Raw genomic sequence first — 21,839 nt, 5'->3', positions numbered from 1 at the left:
GGATACTGAGACCGCTACGCGGGCTTGTGAACGAGGTAGCAGTACTGCGTGAAACTAAAAAAGGTCTCCCCGTGGGCCGCCTGTTCTCGGAGGTCATCGGCCCAGGCCTGTGCCGCTGTTGGCCCGATAGCTTCGTGGTCGGCCGCGTAGTCCTCGATGAACGTCATGAGGTGGGCCGCGAAGGTGTCGTCGAGGCTGGTGTTGACGATGGTGTTCGGTTCGACCCGGTCAATCGTCAGTCCGGCCCCGCGAAGATGCGGGGCAAGGTGGGAACCCAGCCGCGGGTGCGGGCAGTGGTCGTCGAAGGCATCGAGAACGCGCGCCATTCGCTCGGGATTGGGGCTGCGCCACACCAGCGAGGAAAAGTCGGCGTCACAGACGACAGCTGTCCCGCCGGGCCGCAGAACTCGGGCCAGTTCCGAAACAGCCGAAGCAACTGTTTCGAGGTACTCGAACACCTGCACCGCAACGGCCGCGTCAGCCGATTCGTCGGCCACTGGGAGGTCATCGGCGTTTCCCTGTGCTAGGGTCACCTGCGGTAGCGGGGCACAGCGCGCTCGGGAGAGTTCGAGCATCGCCTTGCTCCGGTCGATACCGTAAACGTGTCCCGCATTGCCGACCGCCCAGCCGATCTCCGCCGGCTCAAAGCCCGGCCCACAGCCGATAGAGAGAACCTTGTCGCCTGGTTCGGGCGCGAACAGGTCCCGTACTCGCTCCCGTCGCGCCACGGCCGCCGGCGTGCTGTATATCGCTTCCTCTTGCCGGGCTTCCGCTCGTCGTAGTCGAGTGTGCCGCCCATTTCCGTACACTGCCCATTCAGCTGTCATAAATAAAACCATTCGGTAGCGTTGCACTCGACTCAACTCGGCCCTGGGATTTACTACTGAGAAACCGTCACTGTTACCGGTTCAAATAGAACCACCAGCATACGGCGGCCGCAGGCCGCCGTTTCACGACTTCGCGGCGCGCCGCGAAGTCGCCTTTTTAGCGTAGATTTTTGGGCGGGGGTTGAGCGCTCGCCAGTGGCGAGCGCGAACCCCCCGTCGAAAAAGGTACTAGTAGAACTCGCGGACGAGATCCATCGCACCTTCAGGCGCGCCGTCGGGGATCTCGGCCATCGAGCCCTCGACGCCCTCGCGTTCCTCGAAGGGAACGGAGTCTTCGTCCTGATACAGGACGCCCATGTACTCCTTTTCGCTTTCGAGGATCTTGTCCTTGGCCTGGTCGCGGTCGGACGGGTCGTGGTCGGTCTCGTCGAGGTCGACGATGGCGTCGCGGAAGTAGTCGTAGGTGTCCACGTCGTTGAACGTCACACACGGTGAGTAGACGTTCACGAAGCCGAAGCCGTCGTGTTCGACGGCCTGCTTGACGATCTCGGCGTGTCGCTGTGCGTTCGAGGAGAACGACTGCGCGATGAACGTCGCACCGGAGGCCAGCGCCAGCGCCTTCGGGTTGACCGGCGGCTGGTTCGGCCCGTCGGGCGAGGTCGAGGTCTCGAAGTCCTCGCGGCTCGTCGGCGAGGCCTGCCCCTTGGTCAGCCCGTAGATGCGGTTGTCCATCACGACGTAGCTCATGTCGACGTTCCGGCGGACGGCGTGGATGAAGTGGCCGGCACCGATAGAGTACCCGTCACCGTCGCCGCCCGAGACCATCACTTCGAGGTCCGGGTTGGCCATCTTCACGCCGATGCCCACCGGCAGGGCGCGGCCGTGGACGCCGTGAAGGGCGTAGCTGTGCATATACGTCCCGATCTTACCGGAACAGCCGATACCGGCGACGATGAAGGTGTTGTCGGGGTCGTTGCCCGTCTCTGCCAGTGCCTTCATCATGCCGTTCATCGTCCCGAAGTCACCGCAGCCGGGACACCAGGTCGGTTGCTTGTCGGATTTGAAGTCTGTGAAGCGAACGTCGGAACTCATTGTGTTGCCTCCGGGGGTGTGTCAAGCGTTTGCTTGATCTCGGTTGCCAGTTCGTCTGCTTTGAACCGCACGCCGTTGTACTTGTTGATGCGCTGTACCCGTTCGAGGACGTCGTGCTCAATGACATCCGCAAACTGGCCAGTGGCGTTACACTCGACGACAATGACGTCCTCTGCGGCTTCGATCTCTTCGGAGAGGTCCGGCCGCGGGAAGATGTACGGCACCGAGAGGAATCGCACGTCGTAGCCGTCCTCCTCCAGCAGTGTCAGCCCCTCGCGCAGGGCTCCTTCGTTGGAGCCCCAGGAGATGACGAGCGTATCGGCGTCGGAGTCGCCGAACTCGCGGTAGTCGAAGTCCTCCTGCTCGCGGGCGGTCTCGACTTTCCGCTGGCGCTTGTCGACCTGCTCGATGCGCACGTCCGTGTCCTCGGTCCGCCGGCCGAGTTCGTCGTGTTCGAGGCCGGTCGTCATGTGTGCGCCGTCGGTCGTCCCGGGGAACGCACGCGGCGAGACCCCGTCGGCGGCCGCGAAGTGGGCCTGGAAGCGCCCCTTCTCGTCCAGCCAGGTGTCGATCTCGTCCTCGTCGACGACCTTCCCGCGGTCGATTTCGACTTCGTCCATGTCGAAGGTCTCGGGGGAGAAGGTCTGTTCCGTCACGGCCATTGCGAGGTCCGAGACGAGGAAGACCGGCGTCTGGTATTTTTCGGCGAGGTTGAACGCCTCGACGGTCTTCCAGAAGCACTCCGAGACGGTCGTCGGCGCGACGACGAAGCGCGGAATCTCGCCGTGGCCGCCGTACAGCGTCATGTTGAGGTCGCCCTGTTCCTGCTTGGTCGGCATCCCGGTCGAGGGACCGGAACGCATCACGTCACAGATGACCAGCGGCGTCTCGCTGGTGGCGACAAGCCCGAACGTCTCGGTCATCAAGTCGATACCCGGACCGGACGTAGCGGTCATGGCTCGGGCACCGGCGCGGGCCGCACCGAGGGCCATGTTGATGGCGGAGAGTTCGTCCTCGGCCTGGACGACCTTGCCGCCGAACTGGTCGACGCGGCCGGTCATGTACTCCATCACGTCCGTCGCCGGTGTGATGGGGTAGCCGGCGTAGAAGCGACAGCCGGCGGCGATAGCGCCCATGCCGATGGCCTCGTCGCCGTTGAGAAGCACGTAGTCCTCGTCGGTCGTCTCCATGTCGTAGTCGAACTCGCCGTACTCCTCCTGGACGTAGTGCTGTCCCTTCCGGGCGGCTTCCTTGTTGTTCTCGACGATGGCCTCGCCCTTGTCGCCGAAGCGTTTTTCGAGGCTTTCGTCGAGGTTCTCGATGGGGAAGCCGGTGACCTCACACGCCGCACCGAGGGCGACGACGTTGAGCATGATGGCCCCACCCGCGTCCTCGGCGAGTCGTTTCAGCGGTACTTCGAGCGCCGTCGCGTCGCCGGGCACTTCCACGTCCTGCATCGTCGAGCGCTCGCCGTCGTAGATGATGACGGAGTCCTCGTGGAGCTCGTCCTCGTTCTCGTGGATCGTGCGCTCGGTGAGTGCGATCAGGATGTCCAGGCGGTCGACGACACTCTCAACGCGGTCGACTGACGTCCGTACCTTGTAGGCAGTGTACCCGCCGCGGATGCGGGAGGCGAAGTCCTTTGAGGTGAAGACGTGTCGACCAGCCCGGGAGAGTGCCTGCGCGAAAATCTTCCCGGTGGAGTCGATTCCATCGCCGGCTTCGCCGCCGATGGCCCAGTTCAGGTCCTCTGGCATTATATCCCTCGGGTAGCCAGCGTGGCAGGAAAAGCCTTCCGTAACCGCCCGCGCGCGCACTACTCGGTTTCGAGTGAATTCCGCCGTAGTTTCGAGGGAATACCGGCATAATCCCCCGTATGTGGGAAAATACCGGAATCGTATGCCGGCTAACGTGAAACTCCGCGACCGTAACCCCCTTGCCCAGTCACGGTAACTCTCGGGTATGGATGAACGAGTCCTCGACGTGGTTGCCGTCCGAGACGTCGGACCAGACACCGTGGCGATTGACTTCGAGACGCCGGACGCCTTCGACGCACAGCCGGGCCAGTTCGTCAAGCTGACGCTGACCGTCGACGGGGAGGACATCTCGCGGTTCTACACCATCTCCTCGCCGACGGTCGACGGGGCGTTCGAGATCACCGTCGGCATTGACCCCGACGGCGAGCTGGCACCACAGCTCGGCGCACTCGAAGCGGGCGACGGCGTCCGCATCGCTGGGCCGTTCGGTTCGGATTACTACGAGGGCGAGAGCCGCGTCGTCGTGCTCGCCGGCGGTCCCGGGGTCGGCCCGGCGGTCGGGATCGCCGAGCGTGCGCTGGACGTCGGCAACGAGGCCGCAGTCGTGTACCAGGACGACGCGCCGGTCCACGAGGACCGACTGGACGCGCTCGCCAAGGCCGGGGCGCTCGTCTCGGTCATCGACGACGACGAGCCCCTGACTGAGCCGGTCGCCGAGGCCGTCGAGGACGGCGGTCAAGTGTTCATCTACGGCTTCGCGGACTTCCTCGATGCCGCCACGGAAGCGCTCGAAGACGCCGGCGTCAGTACCGACGACGCGAAGGTCGAGAACTTCGGATAGGTCGGTCAAGCGCCGTGTCACCGGTCGGTCCTGACTTCATCGATGGATAACCGGGAGCGATGTTAGCTTTCATCACCAGCGTCCGGCGCTCGAACAGTCATCACCGGCACCGGCGAGGTTCGGACCAGTTTTTCCGCGACGCTGCCCAGCAGGTAGCGGTCGATACCAGTGCGACCGTGAGTCCCGATGACCACGAGGTCGGCATCAGCCTCCTCGATGGCGTCGAGGATGGCCCGATACGGGACACCGTGCGTGATAGCTGTCTCGACAGTCTCGACTCCCATCCCGGAGAGTCGATCGGACGCATCTCCGACAGCATCCGTCGCGACAGACTCCAGTTCGTCGACGATAACGCTCGACCCGACATCGATGCCGAGTGATCGCGTATCCACGACCGAGACGAGATGGACAGTGGCATCGGTCGCGCTTGCGAGCGCGCCCGTCGGTTCGATAGCTGCCGCGGCACCGCTACTGCCGTCGGTCGGGAGCAGAATGTCGTCGAACGAGACGGTCCCCGGCTCCGCGTCGGCTTTGACCGAGAGGACTGGTACGTCGGCGAGGCGGACGACCTTCTCGGTAACGCTGCCGAGGAGGAACCGCCGGACACCAGTGCGGCCGTGAGTCCCCATGACGATGAGGTCGATCTCGTTCTCGTCGCCGTAGTCGAGAACCGCGTCGTGGACGACTCCCTCGCGGACCGCGGTGGTGACGGACAGGCCCTCGGTGTCGACGTGGTCGGCTTGGGACTCGATGAACGCTTCTGCTGGGGAGTCGCCGTCGTAGTCCCAGTCGTCCGTAGGCCCGTGTTCGTCGACGACCGAGAGAACGTGGACGGCTGCATCGTGAGTGCTGGCGAGCGTCGCGGCGACCTCGAACGCGCGCTCGGAACCGGGGCTTCCGTCGGTCGGAACGAGGATTCTGTCGAACATTGGGTGTCGCTATTCACCGCCGTCGGTGATAAAGTATCGTGGCTGGTACAGGAACGTGGGAGAGCGTCACTGCGACGCAGTGAGTCCGGAACAAAACCTATAACAATCGGATGCCAACATCCCCCATGCGCGAGGCAAGTCGGACGACGCGCCAGCGCATCGCTGACCAACTACGCGACGAAGCGATGGCCGCCGGGACAATCGCGAACGAGTTCGAAATACAGACCAGCGACGCGCTCACGCACGTAGAGCATATTTCGAAATCCCTGGAATCGACCGACGAACAGCTCCTCGTCGCGCCGCCGGAGTGCGAGGAGTGCGGCTTCACGGACTTCGACGACCTGACAAACCGACCAAGCCGGTGTCCGGAGTGTAAATGCGAAGCGGTCTCAGAGCCGGCGTACCGGATCAGCTAACCGGTACGGAGTCCCGGAGAAGCCGATTCCAGCCGCTCAGTTCCCGGAGAAGCCGATGCGACCGCGCGAAGAGAGGTCGTGGTCGCCGGACGGCCCCTGGTTTTCGAACTCGTAGCGCTCGTCGGTCAGGTAGACGACGTCGTCCTCGGTGGTAATCGAAACTTCCTCCAGAACCGCTCCTTCGCAAGGGCCGTAGTTACACAGCCCCGAATCGGATTCGAACGTCGCCCCGTGTTTCTCACACACCAGTTCCCCATTCCGAACAGTCGCCCCACTGCCTTTGTCGAGTCGGACGTCTGTCCAGTGTGGACAGTAGTTCTCGAACGCGACGACCGCGTCGGACAACTCGACGATAATCGCCTCCTTCGTGTCGAAGCCGTCGCGAACAGTGAACAGAAAGGTTCCGTCAGCGGGCACCTCGTCCAGCGCGACGATACGGCTGTCCTCGTCCATACTACGCATCCGTACGGACGTAACCCGTTTCAAACCGCCGATCCCGGCGAGTAACCGCGTGAAGCGCCACGGGCTATTCAGACGGAAACGGCACCGTGCAGTAAGAAGCGAGGCCAGAGCGCGGCCAAAGCTCTCGTGAAGTGAGCGGCCAGCGGTCACTGGCCAGGCTGTCGAGTCAGTGTCAACTGTTATCGGGGGACGCTGCGAACGCGACGCTATGGGAGATGTCGTCATTTACGGCTCGTACGGCTACACCGGCAACATCATCGCACAGGCGGCCATCGACCGGGGATTAGAGCCCGTACTGACCGGCCGGAACCGGGACGAACTCTCGACGCAGGCGATCAAACTCGGCTGTGAGTCCGAAGTCGTCGGGCTGGATGAACCCAAAGTGCTCGACGTGCTGCTCGACGACGCCGACGCCGTCGTCCACTGCGCCGGCCCGTTCAGCCGGACGTGGGAGCCGATGGTCGAGGCCTGCCTGCGAACCGGGACGCACTACCTGGACATCACCGGGGAGCTCGACGTGTTTGAGGCCATCCACGAGCGGGACAGCGAAGCACGGGAGGCCGGGATCATGCTCCTGCCTGGTGTCGGTTTCGACGTGGTCCCGACGGACTGCCTCGCTGCACACCTCGCCGACCGGCTGCCCGACGCCGACACGCTGGCGCTGGCGTTTCACGCGGAGATGGGCGTCTCGAAGGGAACCGCGAAGACGATGGTCGAACACATCGACGCAGGCGGGGCGGTGCGCCGCGACGGCCGCATAGAGCGAGTGACCGTCGGGAGCGAATCGCGCGAGATAGACTTCGGCTGGGGACACGATGGGATGAACACCGTCTCGATCCCGTGGGGCGACGTGTCGACGGCGTACCACACCACCGGCATACCGAACGTGACCGTGTACATGTCGATGCCGCCGTCGGCGGCCCGACAGCAGCGATTTGCGGGGCTGTTCGCGCCCGTACTCGGTCTCCCGCCGGTGAAAGCCACGCTCAAGTGGTTTATCGAGCAGACGACCGAGGGACCCGACGCTGAAGAGCGCGCAAGTGTGCCCAGTTTCGTCTGGGGCGAAGCCAGAACTGACGACGGCGACCGCGTCGAGTCCCGACTGCGAGGGCCACACACCTACGACCTCACGGCGGCGACGGCGGTCGAAATCACCCAGCGGGTCATCGACGGCGACGCGCCCGCCGGGTTCCAGACGCCCGCCGGCGCGTACGGTCCCGACCTCATTCTCGCTGTCGACGGTGTCGAGCGCGAAGACGTGGTGTGAACGGACTACTTCGAGGTTGGTGAGAAAGTCGGGTATATATCACAAATAAAATAGGAGCGTCGAAGTGTGTCTTCCGGGAGCCGGAAACGCGGTAGAGATAGTGGTTCAGTCCCCGTATCATCGCTATATTACTGTTCAGGTGTGATTGACTTCCGATATGTAAAAAATCATATATACCAACTATTTATTGTGATGTAGAATCTCATCATCTTTTGCGGAAAAGCATGGTAGATAACATGAGACATACCTCGGAGAGCAAATGAATCGACCCCGAATTACCGGCAGTAAGCAGGCGTCTCGGCGAACCGTTCTGAAAGGAATCGGAGCGCTCGGTGCCGCAGTATTCGGCACCGCCGCCTCAGTCGGCAGTAGCGCGGCTGTCGGCGATAGCGCGGTGTACCAGTACTACCACACAGACTGGACAGAGATCACAGCGACGCTGGAAACAGTCGCACAACAGGGCTACGACGCGATTCAGGTCCCACCGGCCCAGCGGAGCCGCCTCGACCGGAGCCATCAGAACGGCGTCACCGACCCACCGCTTGGCTATCAGCCCGTCGACCTGACGGATTTCAACAGCGTGTTCGGCACAGAGGACGAGTACGAGGCGATGGTGCAGGAGGCCCACAATCAGGACCTCGACGTCGTCGCCGACGCGGTCATCAACCACATGGCCGCAAACGACGACTTCCGGGACGCGCCGGGCATTACCTTCGCGGACCTCCCCCGGTTCAGCGAACGCGACTTCCACCCGAAAGACGACATTAACTACGACAACCCGGAATCGGTCGAGGACGACTGGCTCGTCGGGCTGAAGGACCTGAAACAGGAGTCCGCGTACGTCCGCGGCGAGTTGCAGGCCTACGTCCAGAAGTACGCGGACCTCGGCGTCGACGGTATTCGCTGGGACGCCGCCAAACACGTCCCCGAGTCGTTTTTCGCCGACTACGCGAACCAGTGGGCCGACGACCTCGATCTCTGGACAGTGGGTGAGGTGCTCGACGGCGATATCGGCGTCTGCCAAGGGTACGCCGACACGGGGATGTCCGTCACCGACTACCCGCTCTATTACACGATGAAAGAGGAGGCGTTCCACAGCGACGGCAACATGCAGGCGCTCGACGGCGCCGGCATGGTGAATCAGTCGCCGTTCCAGGCGTTTACGTTCGTTTCAAACCACGACAGCGGGCCGCCGGACTACGAGAAACTCGCGTACGCCTACATCCTCACGTACGAGGGGTATCCACGCGTGTACAGCAACCGTATCAGCGTCGACGACGACGATATCCGGAACCTCCTCTGGATCCGGAACAACCTCGCGAGCGGCGGCTCACAGACCCGCCACGTCGACCAGGACCTGTACGTCTACGAGCGAGAGGGGAACCTCCTCGTCGGCCTGAACCGTGCGAGCGGCCAGCGGAGCAAGTGGGTCCCCACGAGCTGGACGAACCAGACACTCAATGATTACAGCGGCAACGCGGGCAATATCTCGACCAACGGCGATAGTTGGGTCCAGATCACCGTTCCCGCGACAAGTTGGGTCTGCTACGCACCCGAGTAGGCAGCCGGACGCGGACACCAGTCAGCTGGCACGCCAGCGACCCGCGCTGGCTCGCTTTCCACTACCTTCAGCGCGATCAGTAGTGCCGCTCCTCGATTCGCTCGTCGAACAACCGCTGAAGGAGCTTCGTCATCGGCCCGCTCCCCACGGAGATACCGTCGACGGTCGAAACGGGGCGGATCTCCCACGTCGAGTTGGTGAGAAACGCCTCGTCGGCGTCACGCAGGGCATCGAGCGAGTAGTGGCCGGTCTCGACGGGGAACTCCTCGCCGCGGGCGATGTCCATTACCACGTCGCGGGTGACCCCCGGCAGTAGGTCCAGATCCGTACTCGGCGTCCGGAGGCCGTTGTCCGTGACGAAAAAGAGGTTGCTCGTCGCTCCCTCGGCCAGATTACCGTCCATGTCTCGGATGAGACATTCGTCGGCGGGCTCGCCGCCAGCGGCGGTCTTTCGGAGTTCGAGCCGGCCGAGAATCCCGTTGAGGTAGTTGTGCGTCTTCGCGTCCGCCGGGACGGCCTCGCTCGGAATCCGCCGGGTCCGGACCGTCTGGACCGACGCCGGCTCGTCCCAGACGCACTCGCCGTTGAGCCCGCCCCTCGGGAGCCCCTTGCAGATGACGACGACCGTCGGGTCGACATCGCCCCCCGGCGTGAGCTTCCCAGGCTGGACGCCCCGCGTGACCGACAGCCGGACGTACGCCTCGTCGAGGTCGTTGGCCGCGAGCGTCTCGTCGACGCGCTCCCGGAGGTCACCAGGCACGGCGTCGGCAAACCCCAGCGTCTCGGCCGTCCGCTGGAGGCGGTCGCGATGGGCATCCCACCGGAACGGCTCGCCGCCGTAGGCCCGGAGCGTTTCGAACGCCGCGTCGCCGTACATGAACCCGCGGTCGCGCACTGACACCGTCGCCTCGTCTTCGGGGACGAGGTCGCCGTCTACGTGGTATTGCATAGCAGGCAGAAGTTCTCGATCATGGTCTTGCCGTGGTCGGTCAGAATGCTTTCGGGATGGAACTGGACGCCGATGTGCGGGCGGTCGCTGTGGCGGACGCCCATGACGACCTGGGACTCGTCCGTGCCGTCGGCGGTGGCAGGTTCGGACGAGTCTGGCGTCTCTGTGGCTCCGTCGGCATCGTCGTGGCCAACAGTGTACGCCGTCTCAGTCAGCACGTCGGGAAGGTCCTCGCGGTCGACCGCGAGCGAGTGGTACCGACCCACCTCGACGGGGTCCGGCAGGTCTTCGAACACGCCTGTTCCGTCGTGGGTAACCGACGACGATTTGCCGTGGACGACCGCCTCGGCGTGGCCGACTGGCGCGCCGTTGGCCGCACACAGCGCCTGATGACCGAGACAGACGCCCAGCGTCGGGTAGTCCAGCTCCTCGAAGATCGGCATCGAGACGCCCGCCTCTTCGGGCGTCCCTGGCCCCGGCGAGACGACGATGCCGTCGGGGTCCAGTTCGCGGATACCCTCGATGTCGATGGCGTCGTTGCGCCGGACGATGACGTCGTCCTCAGTCCCGCCGAGTCGGAGGACCACCTCGCCGACGTACTGGACGAGGTTGTACGCGAACGAGTCGTAGTTGTCGACGACCAGCACGGTCGGAGCCAGCGAGTCCGCCGTCGGGCCACCCGCGGCGTTGGTGTCGCTATCGTCGCTGCCGTCGCTACCACGGGAGCCGCTCATTGCTGGTCCTCCATCGCCAGGTCGACGCGTCTCCCCAGCGCTTCGTCGACGGCGTTGACCAGCGCACGGCCCTTGTCAAGCGTCTCCTGATACTCGCTGTCCGGGTCCGAATCGTGAACGATGCCCGCGCCGACGCGGAGGTGGTACTCCTCGGCGTACCGGACCAGGGTCCTGATGACGATGTTCAGCGTCGCCCGGCCGTCGAAGCCGAACAGGCCGATGGAGCCGGTGTACGGTCCTCGTCGCGTGGCCTCGACCTCGTCGATAATCTCCATCGTCCGGGGTTTCGGCGCGCCGGTGATGGTGCCGCCGGGGAACACCGCGGCGATGGCGTCCTGCAGGGACGCGCCGTCACGGAGTCGGCCCTCGACGACCGAGACGAGGTGCATTACCTCGGAGTAGCGGTCGACGCGGCGGTAGTCAGACACTTCCACGCTCCCGAATTTGCTCACTTTCCCCAGGTCGTTGCGCTCCAGATCGACGAGCATCGCGTGTTCGGCCCGCTCCTTCCCGTCGTCGAGCAGGTCCGCTTCCAGTCGGTCGTCAGCGTCGGGCGTCTCGCCCCGCGGGCGGGTGCCAGCGATGGGTTCGGTCTCGATACGGTCGCCGTCGCGGTGCAAGAGGAGTTCCGGGCTGGCGCTGACGAGGTCAACGCCAGGGAACTCAAGGAGGGCAGAGTACGGTGCGGGGTTCACAGTTCGAAGCGCGTCGAACGCCTCGACGGGATGGACTGCGGCGGGTGCGCGGAGACGCTGTGAGACGTTCGCCTGAAACGTGTCGCCGTCGCGGATGTACTGCTTGACCGTTTGGACTCGGTCAGCAAATGACTCGCGCGTGCAGTCACTCTCGAAGGTTGCTTCATCGGTCTCGACCGGCGGATCCTCGACACTGGGGTCGCCCTGTGCCGCTGCCCGCGCCAAGTCCAGCGCGTGCTGCTTGCCGAACTCGTAGGCCAGTTCGGGCGTCTCAAAGTCGTCGACCCGCGGGCAGGCTGTCACGCGCAGCGTCACCGACTCACCGCGGGGTTCCTCCCAAGCGGCGAAGCGGTCGTAGCGGGCCACCTGCAGGTTTGGGAGCGCGCGGTCGGCATCGGCGCTGTCGGGCAGTGACTCCAGTTCCCGCGCCACGTCGTAGGAGAGCCATCCAACGGCTCCGCAGGGATACGGCACGTCGCAGTCACCACGGACCAGCCGCTCGCCGTCGAGAAACTCAGTCAGTGCGGCGAGGGTCCCGCCAGCTCGGGGGTCGACCTCGCGGAAGTCCGCCGGAGCGGTCCCGAAGTAACCCCACCCCGACTGGCCGCCGGTCGTCGCCAGATACACGCCGCCAGTTTCGTCGCGCGCCCGACGATAGGCGAGAAACGGGTCATCGACGTCCACTCGAACCTCGACAGGGACGCGCGCCGCTGGATGCGCGTCGGCCGCAAGGTCGGTGAACGTGGTCCGGTCGGTTTCGACCGATTGCATTACCGAACGAAAACAGTGCGGCGACTAATTCCCTTGCGGTTCGGCGCAAAAAGACGGAACGTCAACGGTTTCAGAAGTCTTCGGCCCGCTCGATCCAGCCCGAAACGCGGCTCTCTGAGAGGTCGGTGTCTGCGGCGATGTCCGCTGCATCCGCAGCGGCCAGTTCGCCCACCGTCTCGATACCGATATCGGCGAGTCGGTCGGCGTAGGCGGGACCGATACCCTTTATTTCCGTGACTGGGGCAGTACTTTCCTCGTCCTCAGTCTCGGCATCAGCCTCGGCCGGTTCTTCGTCAGCGGTGGCCTCCGAGTCGCTGGCTTCGTCGTCGACCACTGGTTCTTGCTCGGACCCTGCTGGAGAAGCATCGGTCGCAGATGTCGATTCGTCGTCGGTCGCAGTCGGTGACGCCGCAGTCTCCGACTCGGCCGACTGATCGGGCGTCGCACTCCCATCCCCTGATGCAGTACCGGCCCCGTCCGCGGTATCGGATGTGTGGGTCTCGGTAGTCGTCGCGGTGTTCGTCCCCTTCACAGCGTCTTCGTCTTCAGTAGAAGGCTCTCGCTCGACGGTCACGTCCACGTCGCGATTGGTTCCCGACGTGGATGACCCAGTCCCGTCAAGCCCGAGGGCAGATTTCAATTTCTGAAGCAGACCCATACATGAACGTATTTATCCCCAACACAAATCTCTTGCTGGTGACCGCTCCGTTACAAGTGTTCGCGCAATCGGCCGTTCATCCTGTCTACAGGTGCGTCCTCGCCAGTCCAGCGTTCAAACGCTTCAACCCCCTGATACAGGAGCATCCACGCGCCGTCAACTGTCGTCGCGCCAGCGGCTGCCGCGTCCTGTAGCAGACGAGTCTCTATCGGCGTGTACACCGCATCGAGCACCGCGAGGTCGCCGTGCAGCGCGTCAGCGGGGACCGGCGTCTCGTCTTCCTCCATGCCGACGCTGGTGCAGTTGACGAGGATGTCGGCGTCTGCGAGCAGGTCGGAGAGCGAATCGAGCCCGTGGCCGGAGGCGTCCGGGACTTCATCGGCGAGCGCGTCGGCTTTAGACTCGGTCCGGTTCGCGATCCGCACCGACAGCCCCTCGTCGGCGAGACCGAACGCGACCGCTCGCCCCGCACCGCCGGCCCCAACGACGACCGCCGTACCCGACAGCGACACGTCGTGGTGGTCCAGCGCTCGGACCGCACCGACCGCGTCGGTGTTGTAGCCCGTCGGCGTCCCACCGGTGAAATCGACGGTGTTGACCGCGCCGATGCGCTCGGCGAGCGGTGCGGGGTCAACGGCGTCTAGCACGTCCTGCTTGAACGGGATTGTGACGTTGAGGCCGTCGACGCCGAGCGTCTCCGCCGCTTCGATGGCTTCGGCACCAGCATCCGCTGGTGGTTCAAACGTGACGTAGCGTGCATCAAGTCCCAGTGCCTCGTAGCCCGCCTCGTGCATCGGCGGCGACAGCGAGTGCCCGACCGGGTTCCCGATGAGTCCGTAAACGTCCATACCAACGCCAGCGCGCCCCGGTCGTATGAACGCCACGCTCTGTGGGAAGCACGGTCTGCAGCCGACACTTTCGCAAGCTTTTCAGCCAGACCCAGCCACACTTCCGACAGTGAGTCGTTTTCGCCATCCACTGATGCAAGTCGCAGTCGCGCTGGCCCTGACTGTCGGCTGGATTTACCTATTTATCTCCGGCATTGAGGTCGGGAACGTGACCACCGTCGCGGTCAGTGGGCTCGCCGTCCTCGGGGCGTCGTTCCTCTTGGCCTGGGGCGCTGAAACCGCCGAGAAAGACGTACCGAGGGCGTTCGCTATCGCCGTCCTCGCCATTCTCGCCGTGGCTCCCGAGTACGCCGTTGACGCGCTGTACGCCTGGAACGCCGGGGCTGGTGGGGCGACGACGGAGGCCTGTCGCCAGTTCACGGCGGCAGAAATCGAGTCCGCAAGCGGGGGGCTCGCTCGCGCCTGTCACGACGCGAACCTCGCGATTGCGAACATGACCGGCGCGAACCGCATCCTCATCGGTATCGGCTGGGCGGGTATCGCCGTGTTCACCGTCTGGCGCGCCGCAAAGACACGGGACCCCGCAGTCACGAAACGCGACGGCTTCCTGAAAGACGCCGTCCAGCTGGACACCGACATCGCAACCGAGATCTCCTTCCTCTTTCTGGCGACGCTGTGGGCGTTTCTTGTCCCTCTCGGCGGCGGTATCGGTATCTTCGATACGCTGTTTCTGGTCGGCCTCTACGTCGCGTACATCGGCCTCGTGCTCAAGTCCGATATCGAACACAGCGAGCACACCGTCGGCGTCCCAAAGTACTTCCAGGAGTGGTCGCTGCCGTGGCGGCCACTCGTCGTCTTGGCGTTGTTTGGCTACTCCGGCGCAATGATTTTCACCGCGGTTGAGCCGTTCGCCCACGGCCTCGAAGAGATCGGCGTCGCGAACGGCATCCCCGAGTTCTTCATGATCCAGTGGGTCGCCCCGCTGGCCAGTGAGTCACCTGAGCTCATTGTCGTCGCCGTGCTGGTCAACAAGGCCCGCTCGACGGCGGGGTTCAACGCCCTCATTTCCTCGAAACTCAATCAGTGGACGCTGCTCATCGGGACCATCGCAGTGGTGTACTCCATCGCACTCGGCGGGTACGGCGTCCTGCCGTTCGACGCCAGACAGGGCGCGGAGATCTGGATTACGGCGGCCCAGTCCTTCTTTGCGCTCGCCATTCTGGTCAACTTCGAGATCAGTATCCGGGAAGCAATCGGGCTGTTCGCGCTGTTCATCTCGCAGGTGGTTCTGGAGTTCGCCATCATCAGGGACCTTCTCGCTCTGCCGATATCGAGTCACGACCTTCTGCTGGCGTATACATGGCTGTACGTCCTCCTCGGGGTCGGACTGTTCGTCCAGCGCCGCGAAGCGCTGAAACACCTGCTTGGGCTGGCCGGTGACGCCGTCCGGTCCGCGGTGGGTCGTGAACCGGTCCATCTGGAGAACGCCGATTGATGCTCGGAATCGTTGTCTCACACGCCGACGCGGCATCGATGCACATCGGAGAGCACCTGCGCTCATTGCGGGACTGGGAAACGAGCGGCGACGAAACGCGGCCCGACGACGAAGGCGGCGGTACGGTGTACCAGATTGACAGCGTGGAACTCCGCGAGTTCGAGGCGTTACATCTGGACATCGAAAACGTCGCGGCAGCGTTCGACGATCCGGACCTGCTGGTGTTCGCCTCAAAACACGCCGGCGAGACGGACGAGCTCCTGACGGCCCACCATACCGGAAACTTCGGTGTCGCGGAGTACGGCGGCGAAGACGGGCAGTTCGCCCGCGCCTGTCCCGGGGCTCACAAGGCCGTGGTGTCGGCACTCCAGCGCCACGCTCCGCCGGACTACGAAGTCGGGATGGAGTGTACGCACCACGGCCCGACAGCAGTCGGTGTCCCGTCGATGTTTGTCGAGGTCGGCAGTGCGGAGCCACAGTGGGAGGACCCCGACGCCGCCGAAGCCGCCGCCAGGGCGATACTGGACCTCGCCGACGAGCCGGCCGACAAGCCGCGGGAAAACGGGACGCGCCGCCACCTCCTCGGCGTCGGCGGCGGCCACTACGCCCCGCGGTTCGAGCGGGTCGTCCGCGAGACGGACTGGGCGGTCGGCCACATCGCCGCCAACTGGTCGTTGGACGCGCTGGCGGAGTGGGCCGTCAGCGACGCGGAGCGCGACACAGTGCTCGACCGCGCCTTCCGGGCCAGCGCGGCCGACTACGCTCTCATGGAGGGCGACCGGCCGGACCTCACGGCCGCCATCGAGTCGCTGGGCTACCGCGTCGTCAGTGAGACGTTCGTTCGGGAGACGACCGGTGTCGACCTGGGCCTCGTCGAGACGCTGGAAGACGCTGTCCGGCCGGTCGACGATGGTCTCAGGTTCGGAGAGCTTGCGTCCGGGTACGACGGGGAATGGACCGTAATCGACCTCCCGAACGAGCTTATTTCCGACGTGCGCGGCGTCGATAGCGAGGCACTGCGTGAGACTATCGAACGCCAGTCCATCGCGTACGCGACCGAGCAAAACGGGACTGTCCTCACCGGACCGATTGTCTGTCCGGCGGCGACAGAAATAGAAGCGGTCGTCGAACCGCTGGTCGAAATCCTCGAACGGCGCTTCGACAGCGTCGACTGGACCGCGGACGAACTGGTCGCCCGGGAGACGGCGTTCGACCCGGACCTCGCACGAACGGCCGGTATCCCCGAAGGGCCCAAGTTCGGGAAACTCGCCTCGGGCCAATCCGTCGAAATCGACGGCGAAGAGATTGACCCGGAGCGGTTCCAGCGCGAGCGTATACGTCGATATACGCTGTGAACACTGGCGCGTCAGCCGGTAAAACTATGACTCAACACGTCAGACGTGCGTCAGACGTAGGGGGAAAACTAATAACTGTTCGTCTGCAAGGGGGTTTTAAATTATGGATTCGATAATTGACGACGCTATCGACGAGGCAGAACAAGACGGGGAGGACGCGGCTGGCGGAACTGTCGACGAAACGACATCGACGCCGTCTCAAGACATGTCCACGTCCGGGACGATGTCCGACGAGGAACTGGCAAGCGTCGTCAAGGACCTGGAAACGAAGATCACGGTCGTCGGCTGTGGCGGTGCTGGCGGGAACACGGTCACCCGGATGATGGAGGAGGGCATCCACGGGGCCAAACTCGTCGCCGCAAACACCGACGCACAGCACCTCGCCGACGAGGTGGCCGCCGACACCAAGATTCTCATCGGCCGCAAGCGCACCGGCGGCCGCGGCGCGGGTTCGGTCCCGAAAATCGGCGAGGAGGCCGCCCAGGAGGACATCGAGGACATCCAGCAGTCTATCGACGGCTCAGACATGGTGTTCGTCACCGCAGGTCTCGGCGGCGGCACCGGCACCGGCGCGGCCCCGGTCGTCGCACAGGCCGCGCAGGAAGCCGGCGCACTCACCATTTCTATCGTCACGATTCCGTTTACCGCGGAGGGTGAACGCCGCCGTGCCAACGCCGACGCTGGCCTCGAACGACTCCGTTCGGTCTCCGATACGGTCATCGTCGTGCCGAACGACCGCCTGCTGGACTATGCGCCGTCGATGCCGCTGCAGGACGCGTTCAAGATTTGCGACCGTGTGCTGATGCGCTCGGTCAAGGGCATGACCGAACTGATCACCAAGCCCGGCCTCGTCAACGTGGACTTCGCCGACGTTCGGACCATCATGGAGAACGGCGGTGTCGCGATGATCGGCCTCGGCGAATCCGACTCCGAGAACAAGGCACAGGACTCCATCCGCTCGGCGCTCCGCTCGCCGCTACTTGACGTGGAGTTCGACGGTGCGAACTCCGCGCTCGTCAACGTCGTCGGCGGCCCCGACATGAGCATCGAGGAAGCCGAGGGCGTCGTCGAGGAGATCTACGACCGCATCGACCCCGACGCTCGCATCATCTGGGGCGCGTCGGTCAACAACGAGTTCGAGGGCAAGATGGAGACGATGATCGTCGTCACCGGCGTCGAGAGCCCGCAGATATACGGCCAGAGCGAGGCCGAACAGGAGAAGGCCGCCCAGCAACTCGGTGAAGACATCGACTACGTCGACTGAACTGCCTCGTTGTCTCAGTTTTCTGACTCTCCCTAGCTGCCAGTAAATGAATTTATCTCCACACGTTTGCTATCATAAATGATACTCTCGCCGAAAAGCGTTTATCCGGAAATTCTAACTCTCTTCGCATGTACTCAGATTCGAGGCGTAATGTTCTCAAAAAGTGTCTGGCCGTTGGGAGCTTGGGACTCTCATCCGGTTGTCTCGGTTCTCTGAGCGGAGGCAGTGACACTGTTCAGTTTGGTGCACTCCTCCCACTCAGTGGTGCGCTCGCCCCACTCGGACAACACGGCAAGCGCATGGTCGAGCAGGCAGCAAGCGACGTCAACGCCGCCGGTGGTATCGGCGGTAACGACGTCGAAGTGACCATTCTTGATACCGAGGCGAACGCCGAAACCGCGGTAGAGCAGTACGGATCACTCGTCGACCGTGGTGTCATCGGCTTCGTCGGCGGCCTCGTCAGTGATGCGTCGCTCGCTCTCGCTCCGGAAGCAGCCAGCGACGAAATCATGGAGGTCAGCCCCGCCAGTACTGCCCCGCAGCTATCGACTGCCGGCCGGGCCAACGGCCGGAAATACTTCGGCCGAACAGTGCCGAGCGACGGGACGCAAGCGGTGGTAATGGCGAAGGCCGTCGACGACCCGCTGTACATCGATGCGGACTCCGTCGCGTTACTGAGCATCGACAACTCCTTCGGTGCCGGACTGGCGGACGCACAGCGTGAGGCACTGAACGCCGATATCGTCGCCGATATCCGATATGACCCGTCGTCGGAATCGTTCGACGACACGCTCGCAGACGTGTTCCAGAACGACCCTGATGCCGTCAGCTTCACCAGCGTCTCCGGCCAGGAGCGCGGTATCCTTGATGCGTACAACCAGTCGGAGTACGACGTTCCATGGGTGCTGTCTGCGGGGATGTTCGGCGGTGACCTCCCGTCGTACTACGACGGGTTCTACAGCGCGTCGCTGTCCTCTGCGCGAACGCAGGCGTACTTCGAACTGGTCCGCCGGCTCCCGGATATCGATGATCCCCGAGCGTACTCGGTCAACGCGTACGACGCGCTGTTTTTGATGGCGTGTGCCGCCGAACAGGCCGGCGAAAGCAGCGGTCCGGCAATCGCCGAGACCATTCAGTCAGTCTCCGGCGGGTCTGGACACACTGTCTCTGTCGGCGACTTCGGTCGTGTTCGGTCACTCACTGAAGCAGGCCGGGCAGTGAATTACCAGGGTGCGTCCGGAAGCGTCGACCTGACGGCTGACCTCGAACCGCTGAGTTCGTACCTGATCGAGCGGGTCACTAACGGGTCAGTCGAGTCGCTGGAGCTATTGCAACCACAGTTCTTCAAATCGGGAGGGTCCCGATGAGTTCGCTCCCGAGCCGGCTGGTTCAGGCAACGGAGCGTGCGCTCCCTGACGTCATTCGGCGTCGGTACGCGGCGAAGTTCGGCGTCCTGTTGCTCGGCGTGGTCGTCTTGCTCGCACTCGGTGGGGCAGCCATCAACCTCGAAACGGGGGCGCTAGTTGAGTCACAGACAGAGGATCAAATCCGCGGTGTCGCGGAGTCCCAATCGAGTTCCGTCTCAACTTGGGTCTCGAACAAGCAGTCGACGGCGTCGTTTCTCGCGGCGTCTATCGGTGATCGGTCCGAGTCCACCTCTGACAGAGAACACCAGCGGTGGCTCGAACAGAAGCTCATTGGGTTACCGGGAGACGTCCGGGCGCTTCATTACGTCGACGCCGCTGACGGTACAGTCACCGCCAGCACCGACGACGAACTGAACGGCGTCGCACTGAGCAACGTCGACGATCCGTGGACCGACGCGAGTGGTGCAGTCGTCTCGTCGGGTCCGACGGGCACGTCCGAAGCGTACAAGAGCAGTAACGAATCGGTTATTGCGTTCGTCCAGCCTGTCTCCGGCAGCGACGAATACGTCGTGCTGACGGCGTCGCTCGAAGCGCGCTCCCACGAGTTCACGTCACCGTTTGCGACCGGCGACGTGAAGGTCGTCGGGTCGAACGGACAGATCATTCTCGACAACCGGAAGAGTTCTATTCTCGAAGAGTACGCAGCGACCGGGGACGCGACCGACACGAGCGTCGAAGCAGCACTGAACGGCGAAACCGGCTACAAGTCCGTCTCCGCCAGAACGGGCATGGAAGACGGCCAGTACGTGATGGCGTACACGCCGGTCACCGGCACTGAGTGGGCGTTGCTGTATCACGTCCCGCAGGACCGCGCGTTCGCCCTGCAGTCGGCTGTCTCCGAGAACATCGCGCTCCTGCTGGCGCTTGCCGTGGGGGCACTGTTCGTCGTCGGCGTGACAATCGGGCGCGGAACCGCGAACGCGCTCTCCCGCGTGGCCGAAAGCGCCGAGGACATCGCCGCCGGTGAGATCAACAGCACCCTCCCCGAGACCACGCGCGTCGACGAGATGGGGCAACTGTACGACTCATTCGCGTCGATGCAGGCGTACCTGACGACCGCTGCGAATCAGGCCGACGCGCTCGCTGACAAGCGGTTCGACGACCCGGCGCTCGACGAGAGCATCCCCGGTGAGTTCGGCGCGGCGCTGGAGGAGATGGGCGAGGACATCCAGACGTTGATTACCGACGTCGAAGCCGCCAGAGACGAGGCGGAGGCGGCGAAGGAAGACGCCGAGGCGATGGCGTCCGCCCTCGAAGCGAAGGCGGCCGAGTTCAGCGACGTGATGGACAAGTCGGCGGCCGGGGACCTCACCCAGCGGATGGCCACCGACAGCGACTACGACGCGATGGTCGACATCGCAGAGAGCTTCAACGAGATGATCACGGAGCTCGAACGGACGGTCAACCGCATCGAAGGGTTCGCCGGAACCGTCGACAGTTCGACGGAAACGATCTCCGCGAGCGCACAGGAAGTGCGGTCGGCTAGCGAGTCGGTGAGCGAGTCGGTGCAACAGATCGCCGAAGGCGCTGACGAGCAAAACCGGAACATCCAGCAGGTGAGCGACGAGATGACCGACCTGTCGGCGACTGTCGAGGAAATCACCTCGTCGACCGACGAAGTCGCGTCGAAGTCCCAGCAGGCCGTCAACGACGGCGAGTCCGGCCGCGAATACGCCGAGCAGGCCGCCGCCGAAATCGAGGCGCTCGAACGGAAGTCCACCGAAGCTATCGAACAGGTGGAGTCCCTCGCAGAGGAGATGGAGCGCATTGGCGAAGTCACGACGCTCATCGACGAAATCGCGGAGCAGACGAACATGCTCGCGCTCAACGCGAACATCGAAGCCGCTCGGGCCGGTGAGGCGGGCGAAGGGTTCGCCGTCGTGGCCCGCGAGATCAAGACGCTCGCCGAGGAAACCCAGGAAGCGACGACCGATATCGAGTCGATGATCGACGACATTCGGTCCCGGACCGACACCACTGTCGAGGACATGCAGGAGATGGGTGAGAGCGTCGACACCGGGAAGAAAACGGTCGAAAACGCGACCGACTCGCTGACCAGTATCGTCCAGCAGGTCAACGAGGCAAACGACGGCGTGCAGGCTATCAGCGACGCGACCGACGAGCAGGCGGCCTCGATGGAAGAGGTCGTCTCGATGGCCGAGGAAGTCGGCTCGATCAGCGAGGAGACATCCGCAGAGGCCGAGAACGTCGCCGCGTCCGCCGAGGAACAGACGGCGTCGATCACGGAGGTCACCGAGAAGATACAGTCGCTCTCCAGTCAGGCGACCGACCTCAAGGACCTCATCGACCAGTTCGAAACCGGCGATGCCGGTGACGGTAGCGACCTGGGGACACACGGATCGGACGGGACTGCGTTGACCGACGACTAACCGAACGTTCGGGAACGCTCGTCCCGGTTATCGCCCCGTTCTGTCGGCTACTTTTTTCTGTGACGCTGTACAGCTCGCTCTGTGACGGGTTCGGACTCGTC

At 64.0% G+C, this 21,839-nt stretch carries 18 protein-coding genes and 1 pseudogene; 9 read left to right on the top strand and 10 right to left on the bottom strand.

Annotated features, from left to right (window positions below; all coding sequences use genetic code 11):
• Positions 1 to 14: 14 nt before the first annotated feature.
• The 3 genes and pseudogenes from GJ630_RS03095 to GJ630_RS03085 all read right to left on the bottom strand — a co-directional run bounded on the left by GJ630_RS03095 (position 15) and on the right by GJ630_RS03085 (position 3,676).
• Positions 15 to 799 (bottom strand): annotated as a pseudogene (locus GJ630_RS03095) (methyltransferase domain-containing protein).
• Positions 800 to 1,055: 256 nt separating this feature from the next.
• Complete coding sequence (locus GJ630_RS03090; protein WP_014040224.1) at positions 1,056 to 1,919, bottom strand: 2-oxoacid:ferredoxin oxidoreductase subunit beta; 864 nt, start codon at positions 1,917 to 1,919, stop codon at positions 1,056 to 1,058.
• Entirely contained in the window at positions 1,916 to 3,676 is a 1,761-nt protein-coding gene (locus GJ630_RS03085; RefSeq protein ID WP_191449378.1) for a 2-oxoacid:acceptor oxidoreductase subunit alpha, read from the bottom strand. Before GJ630_RS03085 ends, GJ630_RS03090 begins: the two co-directional genes overlap by 4 nt.
• Before the next feature lie 205 nt (positions 3,677 to 3,881).
• Between GJ630_RS03085 and GJ630_RS03080 the strand changes: the two genes are divergently transcribed.
• Positions 3,882 to 4,517, top strand: a complete 636-nt coding sequence (locus GJ630_RS03080; RefSeq protein ID WP_191449377.1) for an FAD-dependent oxidoreductase — start codon at positions 3,882 to 3,884, stop codon at positions 4,515 to 4,517.
• A 62-nt stretch (positions 4,518 to 4,579) separates the two neighbouring features.
• On the opposite strand, the gene GJ630_RS03075 is transcribed toward GJ630_RS03080, so the two are convergent.
• Positions 4,580 to 5,446, bottom strand: a complete 867-nt coding sequence (locus GJ630_RS03075; RefSeq protein ID WP_191449376.1) for a universal stress protein — start codon at positions 5,444 to 5,446, stop codon at positions 4,580 to 4,582.
• 125 nt (positions 5,447 to 5,571) lie between these two features.
• Here GJ630_RS03075 and GJ630_RS03070 point away from each other — a divergent pair, with 125 nt between their 5' ends.
• Complete coding sequence (locus GJ630_RS03070; RefSeq protein ID WP_004592932.1) at positions 5,572 to 5,862, top strand: transcriptional regulator; 291 nt, start codon at positions 5,572 to 5,574, stop codon at positions 5,860 to 5,862.
• A gap of 36 nt (positions 5,863 to 5,898) precedes the next feature.
• Here GJ630_RS03070 and GJ630_RS03065 read toward each other — a convergent pair whose 3' ends face one another.
• Positions 5,899 to 6,315, bottom strand: a complete 417-nt coding sequence (locus GJ630_RS03065) for a Rieske 2Fe-2S domain-containing protein (protein ID WP_050037982.1) — start codon at positions 6,313 to 6,315, stop codon at positions 5,899 to 5,901.
• Between the two features lie 217 nt (positions 6,316 to 6,532).
• Between GJ630_RS03065 and GJ630_RS03060 the strand changes: the two genes are divergently transcribed.
• Both GJ630_RS03060 and GJ630_RS03055 read left to right on the top strand, forming a co-directional pair.
• Complete coding sequence (locus tag GJ630_RS03060; protein ID WP_050037981.1) at positions 6,533 to 7,591, top strand: trans-acting enoyl reductase family protein; 1,059 nt, start codon at positions 6,533 to 6,535, stop codon at positions 7,589 to 7,591.
• Between the two features lie 259 nt (positions 7,592 to 7,850).
• On the top strand, positions 7,851 to 9,152 hold the full coding sequence (locus GJ630_RS03055) for an alpha-amylase domain-containing protein (RefSeq protein WP_064287987.1): 1,302 nt from the start codon (positions 7,851 to 7,853) through the stop codon (positions 9,150 to 9,152).
• 76 nt (positions 9,153 to 9,228) lie between these two features.
• Here the strand turns inward: GJ630_RS03055 and GJ630_RS03050 are convergent, their stop codons facing one another.
• From GJ630_RS03050 to GJ630_RS03030, 5 genes are all read right to left on the bottom strand, one after another.
• Complete coding sequence (locus GJ630_RS03050; protein ID WP_191449375.1) at positions 9,229 to 10,101, bottom strand: aminotransferase class IV; 873 nt, start codon at positions 10,099 to 10,101, stop codon at positions 9,229 to 9,231.
• Positions 10,086 to 10,835, bottom strand: a complete 750-nt coding sequence (locus tag GJ630_RS03045) for an aminodeoxychorismate/anthranilate synthase component II (protein WP_014040216.1) — start codon at positions 10,833 to 10,835, stop codon at positions 10,086 to 10,088. Before GJ630_RS03045 ends, GJ630_RS03050 begins: the two co-directional genes overlap by 16 nt.
• Positions 10,832 to 12,301: an aminodeoxychorismate synthase, component I gene (pabB, locus tag GJ630_RS03040; protein ID WP_064287984.1), complete on the bottom strand. Its 1,470-nt coding sequence runs from the start codon at positions 12,299 to 12,301 to the stop codon at positions 10,832 to 10,834. Before pabB ends, GJ630_RS03045 begins: the two co-directional genes overlap by 4 nt.
• 70 nt (positions 12,302 to 12,371) lie before the next feature.
• Complete coding sequence (locus GJ630_RS03035; protein ID WP_191449374.1) at positions 12,372 to 12,959, bottom strand: helix-hairpin-helix domain-containing protein; 588 nt, start codon at positions 12,957 to 12,959, stop codon at positions 12,372 to 12,374.
• A 50-nt stretch (positions 12,960 to 13,009) separates the two neighbouring features.
• Positions 13,010 to 13,807 carry a shikimate dehydrogenase gene (locus GJ630_RS03030; RefSeq protein ID WP_191449373.1) on the bottom strand — a complete coding sequence of 266 codons (798 nt, stop codon included), beginning with the start codon at positions 13,805 to 13,807 and terminating at the stop codon, positions 13,010 to 13,012.
• Between the two features lie 133 nt (positions 13,808 to 13,940).
• Here GJ630_RS03030 and GJ630_RS03025 point away from each other — a divergent pair, with 133 nt between their 5' ends.
• The 5 genes from GJ630_RS03025 (at position 13,941) to GJ630_RS03005 (ending at position 21,738) form a co-directional block, all read left to right on the top strand.
• A complete protein-coding gene (locus GJ630_RS03025) occupies positions 13,941 to 15,302 on the top strand; it encodes a sodium:calcium antiporter (protein WP_191449372.1) in 1,362 nt (453 codons plus the stop codon).
• The gene (locus GJ630_RS03020; RefSeq protein WP_064287983.1) at positions 15,302 to 16,657 is read left to right on the top strand and encodes a D-aminoacyl-tRNA deacylase; all 1,356 of its coding nucleotides are present in this window, start codon (positions 15,302 to 15,304) and stop codon (positions 16,655 to 16,657) included. Before GJ630_RS03025 ends, GJ630_RS03020 begins: the two co-directional genes overlap by 1 nt.
• Before the next feature lie 103 nt (positions 16,658 to 16,760).
• Positions 16,761 to 17,921, top strand: coding sequence for a cell division protein FtsZ (ftsZ, locus tag GJ630_RS03015; protein WP_004592941.1), 1,161 nt, complete (start codon positions 16,761 to 16,763; stop codon positions 17,919 to 17,921).
• A 128-nt stretch (positions 17,922 to 18,049) separates the two neighbouring features.
• Positions 18,050 to 19,288, top strand: a complete 1,239-nt coding sequence (locus tag GJ630_RS03010) for an ABC transporter substrate-binding protein (RefSeq protein ID WP_228841561.1) — start codon at positions 18,050 to 18,052, stop codon at positions 19,286 to 19,288.
• Positions 19,285 to 21,738 (top strand): methyl-accepting chemotaxis protein, encoded by a 2,454-nt coding sequence (locus GJ630_RS03005; RefSeq protein WP_014040210.1) that lies wholly within the window; start codon positions 19,285 to 19,287, stop codon positions 21,736 to 21,738. Before GJ630_RS03010 ends, GJ630_RS03005 begins: the two co-directional genes overlap by 4 nt.
• Positions 21,739 to 21,839: the final 101 nt, after the last annotated feature.

This window comes from Haloarcula sp. CBA1122, from assembly GCF_009741785.1.
In the GTDB taxonomy this organism is placed as follows: domain Archaea; phylum Halobacteriota; class Halobacteria; order Halobacteriales; family Haloarculaceae; genus Haloarcula; species Haloarcula hispanica.
This window is presented reverse-complemented; position numbering and strand designations above follow the sequence as displayed.

Bases quoted from the DNA above. Each gene is read 5' to 3' on its own strand.
- GJ630_RS03075 (WP_191449376.1), bottom strand. From the start codon at position 5,446: ATGTTCGACAGAATCCTCGTTCCGACCGACGGAAGCCCCGGTTCCGAG.
- GJ630_RS03080 (WP_191449377.1), top strand. From the start codon at position 3,882: ATGGATGAACGAGTCCTCGACGTGGTTGCCGTCCGAGACGTCGGACCA.
- ftsZ (WP_004592941.1), top strand. From the start codon at position 16,761: ATGGATTCGATAATTGACGACGCTATCGACGAGGCAGAACAAGACGGG.
- GJ630_RS03065 (WP_050037982.1), bottom strand. From the start codon at position 6,315: ATGGACGAGGACAGCCGTATCGTCGCGCTGGACGAGGTGCCCGCTGAC.
- GJ630_RS03055 (WP_064287987.1), top strand. From the start codon at position 7,851: ATGAATCGACCCCGAATTACCGGCAGTAAGCAGGCGTCTCGGCGAACC.
- GJ630_RS03020 (WP_064287983.1), top strand. From the start codon at position 15,302: ATGCTCGGAATCGTTGTCTCACACGCCGACGCGGCATCGATGCACATC.
- GJ630_RS03045 (WP_014040216.1), bottom strand. From the start codon at position 10,835: ATGAGCGGCTCCCGTGGTAGCGACGGCAGCGACGATAGCGACACCAAC.
- pabB (WP_064287984.1), bottom strand. From the start codon at position 12,301: ATGCAATCGGTCGAAACCGACCGGACCACGTTCACCGACCTTGCGGCC.
- GJ630_RS03090 (WP_014040224.1), bottom strand. From the start codon at position 1,919: ATGAGTTCCGACGTTCGCTTCACAGACTTCAAATCCGACAAGCAACCG.
- GJ630_RS03005 (WP_014040210.1), top strand. From the start codon at position 19,285: ATGAGTTCGCTCCCGAGCCGGCTGGTTCAGGCAACGGAGCGTGCGCTC.
- GJ630_RS03050 (WP_191449375.1), bottom strand. From the start codon at position 10,101: ATGCAATACCACGTAGACGGCGACCTCGTCCCCGAAGACGAGGCGACG.
- GJ630_RS03070 (WP_004592932.1), top strand. From the start codon at position 5,572: ATGCGCGAGGCAAGTCGGACGACGCGCCAGCGCATCGCTGACCAACTA.
- GJ630_RS03025 (WP_191449372.1), top strand. From the start codon at position 13,941: ATGCAAGTCGCAGTCGCGCTGGCCCTGACTGTCGGCTGGATTTACCTA.
- GJ630_RS03060 (WP_050037981.1), top strand. From the start codon at position 6,533: ATGGGAGATGTCGTCATTTACGGCTCGTACGGCTACACCGGCAACATC.
- GJ630_RS03035 (WP_191449374.1), bottom strand. From the start codon at position 12,959: ATGGGTCTGCTTCAGAAATTGAAATCTGCCCTCGGGCTTGACGGGACT.
- GJ630_RS03085 (WP_191449378.1), bottom strand. From the start codon at position 3,676: ATGCCAGAGGACCTGAACTGGGCCATCGGCGGCGAAGCCGGCGATGGA.
- GJ630_RS03030 (WP_191449373.1), bottom strand. From the start codon at position 13,807: ATGGACGTTTACGGACTCATCGGGAACCCGGTCGGGCACTCGCTGTCG.
- GJ630_RS03010 (WP_228841561.1), top strand. From the start codon at position 18,050: ATGTACTCAGATTCGAGGCGTAATGTTCTCAAAAAGTGTCTGGCCGTT.